Below are 14,110 nucleotides of genomic sequence, written 5' to 3' on the forward strand. Positions count from 1 at the left end.
CCACTTACCGGAGACCTCAACCTTTATCGATCACCGCCACACCGGACATCCATCACACCCAGGCCCCAACAGCCCATACGAAACACGGCCTAGGACCTAGCGGCGGATCACGACGTCGCCGCCGAGCCGGCCGTGTGCCGGCTCGCGGGCGACGGTTCCACTGTCGATCAGCGTGTGCAGGACCCGGGTGGCGTCGGCGGCCCGATAGACGGTTTCGGTGAGTGCGAATGTGCGCAACTCGGTCACCGTCGCCGCACCGACCCGTTCCAGGTGCGCGAGCAGTTCCCGCCGCAACGGGCCGGGGTGCGGGCTCAGCGAGATGTCGATGAGGTGCCGCTCCGGATCACCGGGGTCGCGTAGCCGTACCCCCGCGAACTCGTCGACCGCCCAGAGCGCCTCCTTGAAGCTCTCCAGACTCTTCCCCGAGGTGGTGGCGAACGCCACCACCTCGCCGGGTTCCGGCCCGGTCGCCATCTCGGCGACCGTGACCAACGGGAAACCCAGGCCCCGATAGGGGTCGACCGGACTGCCGGGCGGCAGCGCCAGCAGGACCTCGGCCGGTTTCCCGGCCGCCAGCGCGGCGACGGTGGTCACCGCGGGCGGAGCACCGGCGCTTGTCGCATCGAGAAAACCGAGCAGCGGTACGCGCACCGCACCGGCCGCTTTCAACGCGACCGGGAGCCGCTCGTCCGTCCCGCCGCCGACCGGAAGCACCGTGAGCCCGGCCGCCGCCCCCGCGTCGCGCTGAGCCGCGGCGATCCGCCGGCCCACCCCGCCGAGGTCGCCGCCGACCGCCACCATGGACAGTTCCCGCCCACGGGCCAGGCCGGGCAGATCGGCCAGGACCCGGACGGCCGCCTCGGCCGCCTCCCCGCCGTCGCCGTCGGCATATCCGTGCACATAGGTGGCACGGCGGGCGTGATGAAGCGCACCAGCCGCCCATGCTTGCAGGTGGCGGACCAGGAGCTCACGTTTGACTATGGCGATAGCGGACACATCGTGTTTCTACACCTGTCCACTTCGCTACCGGAAACTTGTACCCATGGTGTTCGCGTGAGCACTATGGGATACATGGCCCCTCCGCTCGCTGAACTCACCGCCCAGGCGCAGACCCTGTCGTCGGCCGGCGATCTCACGGGCGCCCGGGCGGTTCTGGACGACGTCCTGCGTACCGCCGACGCCGATCCCCGCCGCGCCACCGCCGACCTCGCCGTCGCCGCCGCCCTGCACGCCCGCGTCCTGATCGCCCTCGGCGATCCCGAGTCGGCCCGGCTCTGGGCCGCCTTCGCGCACTCCGCCGAGGAGCGCCTGCACGGCGCCCGCGACGAGCGGACCATCGCCGCGGCCGCCATGCACGCCGCGGTGCTCCAGCGGATCGGCCAGCACGGCCGGGCCTCGTCGGTCTACCACGACCTGGTCGGCGAGCTGGCCGTGATCGAGGGCCCGGACTCGCCACGGGTGCTGGCCGCCGAGGCCGACCTGGCCACCGCCGAGCACGCCGCCGGGCACTGCGCGACCGCCCGGGCCCGGCTGGCCCGCGCCTGGCGGCGGCACAGCCGGGTGCACGGCGACGCGGCCCCGGCCGGGATCAAGATGCTGGCCCGGCTCGGCGCGATGGAGCGTGAGTGCGGTCTCGACGCCGAGTCGGCTGAGCACCTGGCCCAGGCCAGCGAGCTCAGCACGCGCCACCTGCCGGCCGATCACCCGCTGGCCCGGCAGGCCGCCGCGCTCGTCGCCGGCCGGGCGTCCGGACGGCACACCTGCGGCCGGCGGGACACCACGGGCGGCAAGCCGTTCCGCCCGTTCCCCAGGCGGCCCACCGTCGCCGACCCGTCCGGTGGTCAGCCGGCCGCGTTCCCGGCGCACGCTCCGGGGCAGCCACCGCCCGACGACCGGCCCACCGACCCGCTCGGCACGGTCTACCCGGTCGGCGGCCCGGACCGGCCCGACAATGGCGTCCCGCACCGATCCCGCGACGGCGCCCCGGACCGGTCCCATGACGGCGATCCGCACCGATCCCGCAACGCCACCCCGGACCGATCCCATGACGGCGCCCCGCAGCGGTCCCGCGACGGCGCCCCGCAGCGGTCCCGTGACGGCGACCCGCAGCGGTCCCGTGACGGCGCCGCGGACTGGTTCGACGACCCGGACCTGTTCGGTGACGACGACCCGGACCTGTTGGGCGGCCTGCCGCCGGACAACCGGCCCACCGACCCCAACGGGACCGTCTACCAGCAGCCGCTCTACCTCAGCGACGTGCACCGGCTGCCCGGCGACCCGACCGGCCGGCACGCCCGCGCCGACACCCCGCCGCCGCTGCCCGGCAACCGGGCGCCCGACTACGGCGAGGACGGGCGTCCCCTGCCGGTCGGCACCGCGGAGGCCAGCACCCGGACCGATCCGCCGAACACACAGCGCCGGCCGGGCCGGGCCGGGCGTTCCCGGGCCGGGCACCCGCTGCTGCTCGCCACGCTCCTGGCGGCCGGGGTCGCGGCCGCCGCGGCGGTGGTGATCCTGACGCTGCCCGGCGCCGACGGGGCGACCACGCCGCCGGCCCAGCCGACCAGCGGCGGGGCCCAGCCGCTGACCGCCACCTCCGACCCGGGTTCCCCGCAGAACGTGCGGCTCCGCGACGACGGGCCGAGCGTTTCCTTGCAGTGGGACTATCCGCGCGACACCAAGGGCGAGGTGCTGATCACGGTGACCCGCTCGGACCGGCCGCCGGTCACCGTCGCCGAGCTGCCCGCCGGGGCCACCGACTACGTGGTCTACAGCCTCAGCGAACGCTACGACTACTGCATCACCGTCGGGGTGCGCCGGGCGGGCCAGCAGATCGCGGCCGCCGCTCCGGTGTGCACCGCCCGGTGACCGGCCGGACCAGGGCCGTCCGGCCGCAACCGATCCGCAACCCGTCGCGACCCGGAAAGCTACCGGCACACCGGAATGTGGGGCGTCACGGCGGCGACAGGAAAGCAGGGACAGTGACGACGGAAACGGCGAGCCGTGTCCCCATCGGGCCCCACCAGGAGCTCAGCGCGCTCGAAACCGCCGCGGCGGAACTCGAGGCACGGCCACCGTCCGCCTTCCGGACCCTCTGGGAGCCCGCCGGGGAGCTCCGGCGACACGCCGCCGGCCTGGGCGCCGACGAGCTCGTCCAGCGCGCGGTGCTGCTCCAGGCCGGGGTGCTGCTCCGGGAGGGGCGGACCGGTGAGGGCGGCCAGATGGCCCATCGGGTACGCGTCTGGGCCGAACAGCACGAGGACCGCTACCTGCTGGCCCGCGCCCACCGGGAGCTGTCGGTCTTCTACCGGCACGTGGGTGACTTCTCCGACGCGCTGACCCACGCGGTGCAGAGCGTCGCGTACCTCACCGAGGAGGTGCCGCCCAGCCTGCGTGCCCGGCACCTGATGACGCTGTCGGTCTCGCTCGACGACACCGGCTCGCACGCCGACGGGAAACGGCGCGCGCGGGAGGCCCTGATGCTCGCCGTCGAGGCGGGTGACCACGAGGTGGCCTCGTCGATCCTGAACAACATGGCGTACACCGCGGTCGAGCTCGACGACGAGCCCGAGGCCCGGATGCTGGTCGGGCAGATGCGCGAGTTGCAGGCCCGCACCGGGTACCGGTTCAGCGCCAACGAGCTGGACACGATGGCGCAGGTCGAGCTGATGGGCGGCCGGTACGACGCGGTCGAGGAGCTGCTCTCCCCGGTGCTGGCCGACCTGGTCGCCGCCAACGAGGGGGACGCCGGCGCCGAGTGCCGGCTCACGCTCGCCCAGGCACGCCGGCTGGCCGGCCGGCACGAGGCCGCGCAGGAGGCACTGGACGACACCCGGACGGTGTGCGCCGAACGTGGCCTGGCCGGGATCGGCGCCCGGGCCCGGCAGGAGCAGGCCGCCCTGTTCGCCGACACCGGACGGTTCGCCGAGGCGTACGAGGAGCACCGGGCCTTCCACGCCGCCGCGACCGCTCTCCAGTCGGTCCAGCGGGACGCCCGGGCCCGCGCGCTGCAAGCCGTCTTCGAGGCCAACGAGGCCCGGGAGGCCAGCGAGCACTTCCGGGAGATGGCTCACCGGGACGCGCTGACCGGGCTCTACAACCGGCGGTACGTCAACGAGCGCGTACCCGCTCTGCTGCTGGAATCGGCGGCCCGCCGCCGTCCGGTGTCGCTGGCGATCGTCGATCTGGACCACTTCAAGCGCATCAACGACACCCTGTCGCACGCCACCGGTGACACCGTGCTCCAGCATTTGGCCGAGCTGCTGGAGGAGGCGGCGCCCGGCTCGGCGTTCGCGGCCCGGATGGGTGGCGAGGAGTTCCTGCTGGTCTACCCCGGGGTGGACGCCGAGGAGGCGGCCGCCCGGTGTGAGCGGCTGCGGCTGCGGATCCGGGCGCACGGCTGGGAGCCGGTCACCGGGACCCTGGCGGTGACCACGAGCATCGGGATCACCACCGCGCCGGAGGGCCGGAGCACGTTCTCCGCGCTGCTCTCGGCGGCCGACCACAACCTGTACGCCGCCAAGCGCGCCGGCCGTGACCGGGTGATAGCCGGCTGACGCCGTACCGGGCTCACTCGCCGGTCGGGGCGCCGGCCAGCTCAGCGACGATGTCCAGGTGGCCGACGTGGCGGGCGTACTCCTGGACCAGGTGGAAGCAGACCCGCTCCAGGGTGGCCGGGTCGGCGCCGGACCAGCGTGGGCCGGGCGCGCCGACCGCGTCCAGGTCGTTCCCGGCGATCGCCGCGGTGGTGTGCACGCCCTGGGCGCGCAGCTCGGCGGTCAGGCCGGCCAGGGTCTCCGCGCCGGTGACGTGCCAGCGGTCGTCACGGTGGTCGGCCCACGGGTCGGGGATCTCCCGGCCTTCGAAACCCCACTCGATCCAGCGCCGTTCCACGTGCCGCAGGTGTTTGACCAGTTCCAGCGGGGTCCAGCCGGAGGGCAGCCGGCTGGACCGGAGCTCGGCCTCGGGCAGCGCGGCGGTCTTCGCCAGCAGCGTCTCCCGGAAGTGGTCCAGGTAGCGGGTGAACACCTCGGCCCGGTTCGCGGCCGGGATCGTCGGCGACGGGAACTCGATCGTCATACCGCGAGGTTAGATCGCCGGCCGTCGCTCAGAACGCTCTCCCACCCCCGAAAACCGCCGTGAGCGACGGCCGGCGGGCTCAGCCGTACGCCACCACGGGAAACCCGCACGCAAAACCACCGTGAGCGACGGCCGGCGGGCCCGGCCGTACGCCACCACGGGAAAGCGGCACGCGAAAGCGTGCTGAGCGACGGCCGGCGGTCTACAGGGTCAGGTCGGCTCGGAGCGGGTAGTGGTCGGAGGCCCGTGAGGTGGTCTCGTCGCGGAGAACCCAGGCCCGCTCGGCACGGGCCGCCAGCGACGGGGTGGCCAGCAGATAGTCCAGGCGCATGGCCCCGAACTCACGGCCGGCGAACCCGGTCGGCACGGTACGGCCGTCGCCCGAGCCCACCGCAGCCCACAGGTCGGTGAACCCGGCCGCGCGGAACGCGCCGAGCGCCCGGGTGTCCGGGGCGCCGTCCGGGCCGAGATGCCGCTGCCGGTAGAGCGAGGGCACCCGGTCGAGGGTAGCGGTGTGGTCGGTGTCCGGGTCGAGGCCGTTCATGTCGCCGGCGATCAGTGTCATCCGGCGGCCGCCCCCGTAACGGGCGGACAGCCAGCGGGCCTCGCGGTAACGGCGGTACGGGGAGAACGGGTTGAGGTGGGCGCTGACCACGGTCAGTGGGCCGGCCGTGGTCTCCACGACCGCGATCGCGACCGCGTGGTGCAGCCGCCAGCGGATCGCCGAACGCCGGAGGATCCGCCGGGGCGGGCGCACCAGGACGGCGACCGGCTGTGCGAACCCGGCCGGCGCAAGGTGAACGGTCATCCCGGCCTCTTGCGCCAACCGGTGCAGGCGTCGACCGTACCGATGAAAATGTTGTAGCTCTTGCAGGCAGACCACGTCTGGCTGCTCGCGGTGGATGACCCCGGTGATGTCCGGAAGGCGGTCTCCGCCGCCGTTCTTGATGTTCCAGGTCATCAGCCGCAGGGTCATCCGACCGTCACCGGATGGCGGCGGGTCGCCTGTTCGGCTTCGGCGGCCGCTTCGGCGACGGTTTCGGCGTGCGCGTTCGGGCGGACCGTGAACCAGAGGACGGTGAGCCAGCCGGCGGTCAGCAGGGTCGCGCCGAGGACGTCGGTGGGGTGGTGCATGCCGCGGTACATGCGGGAGAGCGCCACGATCAGCGGCATGATCACCGCGAGCGCCGGGAAGATCCAGCGCCACGGCTGCCGGACCCGGGCCATCACGATGATCGTGATGGCCGCCCAGAGACACATGGTGGCGGCGATGTGCCCGGACGGGAACGACGACGTCGGCATCGTGCCGTCCAGCTGCTCGACCGACGGGCGGTCCCGGCCGACCGCGGCCGCCGCGCAGAGGAACAGGGTCAGCTCGCCCAGCATGGCCAGGGCCAGGAACAGGACCGGCCGCCACTGCCGCCACAGGGCCAGCGCCAGCGGACAGAAGACCAGCGAGATGATCAGGATGGCGTGGGTGTCGCCGGCCTTGCTGGCCAGCCAGCTCAGCTCGTCCAGCGACGGTGTGCGGAAACTCTGCAGCCAGCGCGGGAATCCGTCGTCGAACGGCGGCTCCCACCTCGTCACCGAGTAGCCGACCAGGTAGAGCAGACCGAACACGAACACCCAGCCGACCAGGATCTCGGCCGCCTTCGCCCACGGGTGCGGCAGCACCGCCTCCTCGGCCGGGGCCGGGCGCAGGTCGGGGCCGGCCTCCGGCTCCAGGCCGTCGGTGAGCGACGGGACCGGACGGCCCGCTTCGCGGCGCCAGATCCGGAAGGCGTACGCCGTGACGCTGATCCAGGCCACGCCGAGGAGCCATCCGCCGATCACGTCGGAGAGGAAGTGCACACCCAGGGCGATCCTGGTGAACCCGACCGCGGCGACGATCACCGCGGCCAGCCCGAAGAACCAGGGCCGCCACCGCCGCCGCATCGCCGGCAGGAAGACCAGCACGATCATCCCGTAGACGACCATCGAGCCGAGCGCGTGCCCACTGGGGAAGCTGTTGCCGGGCGCGGTCGCCACCGGCGCCTCGACGACCGGCCGGAGCCGTCCGATCAGCGCCTTCAGCGACGGGTCCAGGATCAGCGCGCCGGCGCCGGTGACCACCAGGTAGAGCGCCGGGCGCGGCCGTCGCCTGATCAGCAGCACCGCGACCAGCAGCGCCACCAGCGGAATCATGAAACCGCGGCCGCCGAACGAGGCGATCTGCTGGAGGACCCCGACGATCGTGTCCGAGCTGGACGCCCAGCTGTTCAGGCCGTCGGCCACCGACCGGTCCAGCCCCAGCAGCGGCTGCCAGTGGAACCGGACGAGCAGCAGCAGGGTGCCGAAGGCGAGGCCGGCCGCCGTCACCGCGGCCAGGCCCAGCACGCTGCGTTCGGCGAAATGACGTACCGGCGCCCAGCGGGCTCGCTTGTCGGTCACGGCGTACTCCTGATTCGTCCGGGAGAGGTGCGCCGTTCCTTACCCGGAGGGCTCGGCCGGTACACCGGGTTCGCGTTGCTCGGGGATGTCCGGCTCCCAGCGGTCCTCCAGGGCGGGCCGCTGCACACCGACCCGCCGGGCCTCCAGCTGGGCGGCGAAGGCCAGCCCGACGAAGAGCGCGATCCCGGTCAGGTTGGCCCAGATCAGCAGCGCCATGATCGCGGTCAGCGGGCCGTAGGTGGCCCCGAACCCGTCACTGAACCTGATGTACCCGGCCAGGAGCAGGCTCGCCAGCCACCACAGCACGGTCGACACCACGGCGCCGAACAGCAGCCAGGACAGGGCCGGCTGGTTACGCCGTACCGAGTGCCGGAACAGCAGGCCCACCGCGAACACGATCAGCAGCAGGCTCAGCGGCCAGCGGACCACGTCCCACGCCACCCGCAGGCCGGGGCCCAACCCGAAGTGCTTCTCCGCCGAGTCGCCCGCCGCCCGGCCGGCCACCAGCAGCAGGAACCCGAAGAGCGCGGGCAGGCCGGCGACCACCGCCAGCACCGCGGCCCGCAGGTACTTGCGCAGGGCCGGGCGGTCGCGTTCCACCCCGTAGATGCGGTTGGCGCCGCGTTCGATCTGCGCCATCGCGCTGGTCAGCGCGAACAGGCCGGTGATCAGGCCGAGGGCCAGGGCCAGCTCGCCCGCCTCCTCGGTCCGGTCGTCGTCCACCAGCAGCTCGGTGACCAGCGGCTCGCTGGCGCCCGGGGTCAGCGCGATGACGGTGTCGGCGACGATCCGGCCGCCGTCCTCCACCCCGAGGTCGGTGGCCAGGCCGGAGAGCGCGATCAGGAACGGGACGATGGCCAGGCACAACTGGAACGCGAACGCCCTCGCGTGGCTGAACCCGTCGCCGTAGCGGAACCTGATGAACGCGTCGTGCAGCAGCGGCCAGCGCCCGTAGTGCCACAACGCGTGGAAGGCGTCGTCGGCGGACAGCTTGTCACCCGGCATCATCCGGGTCTCGGGGACCGGCTGGGTGCTGCTCAAGCCTTCTCCTTGGCCTTCTCCTTGGCGCGCCGGGCCACCGCCCCGGCGTCGTAGGCCAGGTCCGGGTCGGCGTCCGGCTGGGGCACGCAGAGCAGCAGCGCCCGGGGCCGGAGGTGGATCTTCATGACCTTGCCCGGGGCGATGGTGTCGCCGTCGAGCTGACGCGCCTGTGCCCGGTTGCTGTAGATCTCAACCCGGGATGCGGTGTACGTCTCCATCAGCGGCACCCGCTCGCGCCGGCTCACCACCGCCCAGGCCAGCGCCGCCCAGTGGGCCAGGTTGGTCGGGCTGAGGATGGCCACGTCGAACTTGCCGTCATCCGGCTCGGCCTTGCTGAGCAGCCGGACCCCGCCCTGGAGCCGGCCCACGTTGCCGACGATCACGGCGGCCGGGCGGCGCGGCATCGGCGGGCCGCCGTCCAGCCGGATCCGGGCCCGCATCGGCCGGTCCAGCAGGTGTTTCGCGGCCCCGCCGACATACGCCAGCCAGCCGATCCGCTTCTTCGCCTTCTCCGAGGTGTCCTCGAGCATCTGTGCGTCGAAGCCCATCCCGGCCATCACCACGAAGCACCTGTCGTCGATCACGCCGACGTCGATGCGCCGGCGGCCGCCCTCCAGCGCCACCTCCAGGCCGGTGGCCGGGTCGTTGCCGAGGCCGAGGTTCGCGGCCAGCAGGTTGCCGGTGCCGGCCGGGAGAACCGCCAGCGCCACGTCCGAGCCGGCCAGAGCGGTGACGACCGCGGTCACCGTGCCGTCGCCGCCGCACGCGAAGACCAGCTCGGCGCCGTCGGCAACAGCCTTCTTGGCCTGACCTCGGCCGGGGTCCTCGGGCGTCGTCTCATACCAGCGGGGCGCGGGCCAGCCGGCACGGGCGAGCCCCTGCTCGACGGTCCGGTGCAGCTGATCGGGATCGGCCACCTTGGTGGGGTTCACCACGACGGCGCAGCGAGGTCCAGTCACGTCGCTCAGTGTGCCGGAGTCATGTCACGGCGGCGACTCGACCGACGGTGCCCGGCCGAAGAAGGGCACACTGCACGAGTGACCGAAGTTACCTATCCGCATGTCGGGTCCACCCGCGCCGGGCGGCTCCCGTCCGGCTACCGCCACCTGCGTCATCGCACCGTGATCGGCAGTGGTGAGGAGACGCTGGCCCGGGCCGGCGAGGCGATCCTGACCTTCCGCATGCACCGGGCCATCGGCGCCCGGATCAGCGCCGACGCCGGCCGGGCCGCACCAGGTGTGCTGCTCACCGTCGGGCTCGGGCCGCTACGGGCGCCGTGCGAGGTGGTCTGGACCGTCGAGGAGGGCGACCGGATCGGGTTCGCCTACGGCACCCGTCCCGGGCATCCGGCGACCGGCGAGGAGGCGTTCCTGGTGGAGCGGGACGAACACGACCGGGTGTGGTTCACGGTCGTCGCGTTCAGCCGTCCGGCGAGCACACTGATGCGGGTGACCGGCCCGGCCGCGGTGCTGTTCCAGCACGCCTTCGCCCGCGCGTGCGGGTTGGCCCTGCGGCGCCTGGGTAACGTGGGGCGGTGAGCCGGACCGAGATCACCTGGTGGGGGCACAGCACTGTGTGGCTCGCCGACTCCGGCGTCACCCTGCTGACCGATCCGGTGCTCACCAACCGGCTCGCCCACCTGCGGCGGATCGCCGGTCCGGCGCCCCGGTTGCCCGGCGCGCCCGATGCGATCCTGCTCTCGCACCTGCATGCCGACCACTTCCACGTGCCGTCGCTGCGGGCGGTTCCGGGCGATCCGGTCCTGGTCGTGCCGCACGGCGCCGCGGCTTTCGCCGCGAAGGCCATCCCGGGGGCGGCACAGCGTTGCGTCGAGCTGCGGCCGGGTGAGGAGACAAAAATCAATGGGGTACGGGTGAGAGCCGTCCCCGCCCGACATGACGGAGGCCGTGGCCCCTGGTCCCGGGAACGGGCCGAGGCGATCGGTTTCGTGGTCGAGGGCGCCGCCCGTACCTGGTATGCCGGTGACACCGGCCTGTTCGACGGGATGCACGAGCTCGGCCCGCTGGATCTGGCGCTGATCCCGGTCGGCGGCTGGGGGCCGACCCTCGGCGCGCACGGCCACCTCGACGCCCGGGACGGCGCCGAGGCGCTGCGCCGGGTGCGGGCGTCGTGGGCGGTGCCGGTGCACTACGGGACGCTGTGGCCGGCCGGGATGGGCCGGTTCCGGCGGTACATGTTCGACGAGCCGGGGCCGCGGTTCGCCGAGTTCGCGGCCGGGGCGGCGCCGGACAGCCGGGTCCGGGTGCTGGCACACGGCGAGACGTTCGGCGTGCCCGCGTGATCGACACTCTGAGCGCCTCGGGCTGGTTGTTCCTCGTGGTGGCGTTCGGGGCCATCGTGCCGATCGTGCCCACCGGGGCGGCGGTCAGCGCGACCGCGGCGTACGCGTTCCACCAGCACGTGTACGCGGTCGTGCCGGTGGTGCTGGCCGGGGCGGCCGGGGCGTACCTGGGCGACCTGGTGATGTATGCGATGTGCCGGTTCGGTGGTGAGCGGATGGCCCGCCGGCTGCGCTGGATGCGCGACGAGCACCGGCTGACCACGGTCACCGAGCGGCTGCGCGGCCGGGAGGTGCCGGTGCTGCTGGTGTCCCGGCTGATCCCCGGCGGCCGCGTGCCGGTGCTGCTGGCGGCCGCGTTCGCCGGGCTCCCGTGGCGGACGTTCGTGGTCGCCAACCTGCCGGCCTGCGCGCTCTGGTCGGCGGTCTACGCCACGATCGGGCTGCTCGGCGGCTCGCTCTTCCCCGAGCCGTGGCAGGGGGTGCTCGCCGCCGTGGTGCTCATCCTGCTGGTCAACCAGTGTCTGAGCTGGTTCTCCAAACGGCGCGACGCTAGAACTTCAGATGCGTCCGGGTGAGCTTCGCGACCTTCTCCACCAGGCTCTGCCCGGCCGGCATCGTCGAGTTGGTGTGTGACAGGACGGCGATCGACACATCGGTGTCCTCGTCGGTGATCTGACCGACCGTGTTGATGATCCACAGGTTGCTCTCGGTGGACCGCTGAAGCCAGCCGTTCTTCACCGTGGCGTCCTCGCCCTCCTTGGCCGCGGCCGGGACACCCCAGTCCTGGTCGGGGGCGACGGTGCTCATCAGCTTGTGCGCGTACTCCCGGGAGGCCTCGGACAGCTCGCTCTTCTCGTCGACCAGCTGGGAGAGCAGAAGCACCTGATCCTTCACGGTCGTCCGGGTGAGACCCCAGGAACCGCTGACCTTGGTCTGGGTGAGGCCGAGACGCTTGTTACAGGCGGTCAGCCCACTGATCTTGCCGACCTTGCCGTAGAGCGAGGTGGTCGCGTCGTTGTCGCTGTACCGGATCATCTTGTCCGCCAGCGCCTTCTCCGAGCTGGTCAGCTTCCGGTCGCCGTCCTGCGCGGTGAGCAGCAGACAGGCCAGCACCTGCACCTTCACGACGCTCGCGGTCTCGTACTTCTCGTCGCCACGGTAGGCGTACGTCTCCCCGGTCTTGCGATCGAAGACGGCGACCGAGAACTCGGGTTTACCGGCCGCGTACTTCTTCAGCGCCGCGTCGAGGGCCTTGACCCGCTTGTCGCGCTCGATGGCGGCCAGTTCCTCCGGCGTCGGGCCGGTCGGGGTGGGCGACGCCTTCGGCTCGTCCTGGAAGACTCCGGCCAGCGCGCCGCCACCGGAGCCGCCGGTGTCGCTGTCAGCCAGAAGACCCTTCGCCACCAGGACCGAACCCCCGAGGATACCGAGAGCGGCCACCGTCACGATGAGATTCCGGGTACGTCGCACCCATGCATACTGCCGTGTCCGACGCCCGGATGGCTCACCGGATTCCTGTGGATTCCCGACTTTCGACGCTCGGCTCCGGCATCGACACAGCCCGTCACCGGACGGAGGGTGCGGAACCGGCGCACAATGGGTGCATGTTCTCTCTCGTGTCCGGTGCTCTCCAGATGACCACGGCGGCCGCAGGCAAGGTGATCGAGACGGCGGCCACCGCGGCGACCATCCCGGTGCGGGCGGTGGCACTCATCGGGCAGACGGAACTACTGGTCAACCGGATCACGCTGGCCGTCAGCCGGGCCGAGGAACTGATCGAGCGGGTCACCGCCGTGGCCACCGCGGCGGAGTCGACGGTGACCGAGGCCCGGGCCATCACGACCGCCGCCGCGATCGCCGTCGACGAGGTCGCCGCCATCGCGACCCGGGCGAGCAGCGCGGTCGACGGAGTGAGCTCCATCACTGTTCGCGCGGACACGGCCGTGGGTGAGGTCACCGCCCTCACCACCCGGGCTCACACGGCCGTCGACGCGGCCGGTGCCATCGTCACCCGGGCGAACACGGCCGTCGATGCGGCTAGCACCATCGTCACCCGGGCCGACACGACAGTCGGCGAGGTCACCGCCATCGTGAACCGCGCCAACTCGGTGGCGGGCGAGGTCGAAAGCCTCGTCGGCGACTACTCCCCCACGCTGCGCCAGGCCGCCCCGCTCGCGGCCCGGTTCGTGTCCGAGCTCACCCCCGACGAGGTGACCGCCGCGATCCGCATGATCGACGAACTGCCGGCCCTCCAGCGGCACCTGGTCCACGACGTGATGCCGCTGCTCGGCAAGCTCGACCAGGTCGGCCCGGACCTGCACAAACTCCTCGAGGTGACCGAGGACCTGCACTTGGCGATCGCCGGCCTGCCGGGCTTGAAGATGCTGCGCCGCCGAGGCGAGGAACGCACCCACGACTGACCCGCCACCACCCACCCCTCCCCGCCACCGCACCGCCGTCCGCCGCCTGCTGCCCGTTGCCTGCTGCCCGCTGTCCGCCGTCCGCCGTGCGTCTCCCGCCTCCCGCCTCCCGCCTCCCGCGGATCTTGCACGAATCTCCACCCTCGCGCCGATCTTGCAGCCCTTTCCACGTCCCGACCGGAAGAAAGCTGCAAGGTCTCCCCGCGCAGTGGACCTTGCACGACAAACCAAACCCAGACGTGAAGAACCATGCAAGATCGCCGTGAACGTGGAGAACCGTGCAAGATCTAGAAGCCGACCGGGACCGAATCCCCTGCGAGCACGATGCTCCCGCCTCGCCACGGTGTCCCGATCGCCGTCGCTGAGCCAGGTAAAGCCGCCCACATTCCCGTGCCCACCGACGGCTCGCAGCCCCGGCCGTCGCCCACCATGGTCAAACCGCCCGCATTCCCGTCGTCAGCGACGGCTCGCGGTCCCAGCCGTCGCCCACCACGGTCAAACCACCCGCATTCCCGCGGTCAGCGACGGCTCGCGGTCCCAGCCGTCGCCCACCACGGTCAAACCACCCGCATTCCCGCGGTCAGCGACGGCTCGCAGTCCCAGCCGTCGCCCACCACGGTCAAACCACCCGCATTCCCGTCGTCAGCGACGGCTCGCAGCCCCGGCCGTCGCCCACCACGGTCAAACCACCCGCATTCCCGTCGTCAGCGACGGCTCGCAGTCCCAGCCGTCGCCCACCACGGGGGACTGTAAAAACAACGGTGTAACTCCTGATCAAGGAGACGCACCTGATGACCATGACGACTGACGCCGTGGATACTGCCGCGGTGGCGAAGAA

13 protein-coding genes are annotated in these 14,110 nt (G+C 72.5%); 6 read left to right on the plus strand and 7 right to left on the minus strand.

All coding sequences use genetic code 11. The features are described 5' to 3' along the window. Positions 1-96: 96 nt before the first annotated feature. Positions 97-996, minus strand: coding sequence for a hypothetical protein (locus tag AB0E94_RS51380; protein WP_360343814.1), 900 nt, complete (start codon positions 994-996; stop codon positions 97-99). Positions 997-1,062: 66 nt separating this feature from the next. Here AB0E94_RS51380 and AB0E94_RS51385 point away from each other — a divergent pair, with 66 nt between their 5' ends. Together AB0E94_RS51385 and AB0E94_RS51390 are read left to right on the plus strand one after the other, a co-directional pair. Beyond that, positions 1,063-2,868, plus strand: a complete 1,806-nt coding sequence (locus tag AB0E94_RS51385; RefSeq protein ID WP_360343848.1) for a fibronectin type III domain-containing protein — start codon at positions 1,063-1,065, stop codon at positions 2,866-2,868. Between the two features lie 113 nt (positions 2,869-2,981). Next, on the plus strand, positions 2,982-4,556 hold the full coding sequence (locus AB0E94_RS51390) for a GGDEF domain-containing protein (RefSeq protein ID WP_360343817.1): 1,575 nt from the start codon (positions 2,982-2,984) through the stop codon (positions 4,554-4,556). A 13-nt stretch (positions 4,557-4,569) separates the two neighbouring features. On the opposite strand, the gene AB0E94_RS51395 is transcribed toward AB0E94_RS51390, so the two are convergent. The 5 genes from AB0E94_RS51395 to AB0E94_RS51415 all read right to left on the minus strand — a co-directional run bounded on the left by AB0E94_RS51395 (position 4,570) and on the right by AB0E94_RS51415 (position 9,509). Then, the gene (locus AB0E94_RS51395) at positions 4,570-5,079 is read right to left on the minus strand and encodes a DinB family protein (protein ID WP_360343819.1); all 510 of its coding nucleotides are present in this window, start codon (positions 5,077-5,079) and stop codon (positions 4,570-4,572) included. A 202-nt stretch (positions 5,080-5,281) separates the two neighbouring features. Beyond that, positions 5,282-6,055 carry an endonuclease/exonuclease/phosphatase family protein gene (locus AB0E94_RS51400; protein WP_360343822.1) on the minus strand — a complete coding sequence of 258 codons (774 nt, stop codon included), beginning with the start codon at positions 6,053-6,055 and terminating at the stop codon, positions 5,282-5,284. Further along, positions 6,052-7,509, minus strand: a complete 1,458-nt coding sequence (locus AB0E94_RS51405) for a phosphatase PAP2 family protein (RefSeq protein WP_360343825.1) — start codon at positions 7,507-7,509, stop codon at positions 6,052-6,054. Before AB0E94_RS51405 ends, AB0E94_RS51400 begins: the two co-directional genes overlap by 4 nt. A 39-nt stretch (positions 7,510-7,548) precedes the next feature. Further along, positions 7,549-8,550 (minus strand): YihY/virulence factor BrkB family protein, encoded by a 1,002-nt coding sequence (locus tag AB0E94_RS51410; protein WP_360343827.1) that lies wholly within the window; start codon positions 8,548-8,550, stop codon positions 7,549-7,551. Beyond that, entirely contained in the window at positions 8,547-9,509 is a 963-nt protein-coding gene (locus AB0E94_RS51415; RefSeq protein WP_360343830.1) for a diacylglycerol kinase family protein, read from the minus strand. Before AB0E94_RS51415 ends, AB0E94_RS51410 begins: the two co-directional genes overlap by 4 nt. Positions 9,510-9,587: 78 nt before the next feature. Here AB0E94_RS51415 and AB0E94_RS51420 point away from each other — a divergent pair, with 78 nt between their 5' ends. The 3 genes from AB0E94_RS51420 to AB0E94_RS51430 are packed head-to-tail and all read left to right on the plus strand — an operon-like array spanning position 9,588 to position 11,427. Continuing rightward, on the plus strand, positions 9,588-10,088 hold the full coding sequence (locus AB0E94_RS51420) for a DUF1990 domain-containing protein (protein ID WP_360343833.1): 501 nt from the start codon (positions 9,588-9,590) through the stop codon (positions 10,086-10,088). Further along, the gene (locus AB0E94_RS51425) at positions 10,085-10,852 is read left to right on the plus strand and encodes an MBL fold metallo-hydrolase (RefSeq protein ID WP_360343836.1); all 768 of its coding nucleotides are present in this window, start codon (positions 10,085-10,087) and stop codon (positions 10,850-10,852) included. The genes AB0E94_RS51420 and AB0E94_RS51425 overlap by 4 nt, the downstream gene beginning before the upstream one ends. Next, positions 10,849-11,427 (plus strand): VTT domain-containing protein, encoded by a 579-nt coding sequence (locus AB0E94_RS51430; protein ID WP_360343839.1) that lies wholly within the window; start codon positions 10,849-10,851, stop codon positions 11,425-11,427. The genes AB0E94_RS51425 and AB0E94_RS51430 overlap by 4 nt, the downstream gene beginning before the upstream one ends. Here the strand turns inward: AB0E94_RS51430 and AB0E94_RS51435 are convergent. Next, a complete protein-coding gene (locus AB0E94_RS51435; RefSeq protein WP_360343842.1) occupies positions 11,402-12,322 on the minus strand; it encodes a serine hydrolase in 921 nt (306 codons plus the stop codon). The genes AB0E94_RS51430 and AB0E94_RS51435 overlap by 26 nt on opposite strands. A gap of 134 nt (positions 12,323-12,456) precedes the next feature. Between AB0E94_RS51435 and AB0E94_RS51440 the strand changes: the two genes are divergently transcribed. Next, a complete protein-coding gene (locus AB0E94_RS51440) occupies positions 12,457-13,272 on the plus strand; it encodes a hypothetical protein (protein ID WP_360343845.1) in 816 nt (271 codons plus the stop codon). Positions 13,273-14,110: the final 838 nt, after the last annotated feature.

The organism is Actinoplanes sp. NPDC026670 (genome assembly GCF_040638175.1).
GTDB lineage: Bacteria > Actinomycetota > Actinomycetes > Mycobacteriales > Micromonosporaceae > Actinoplanes.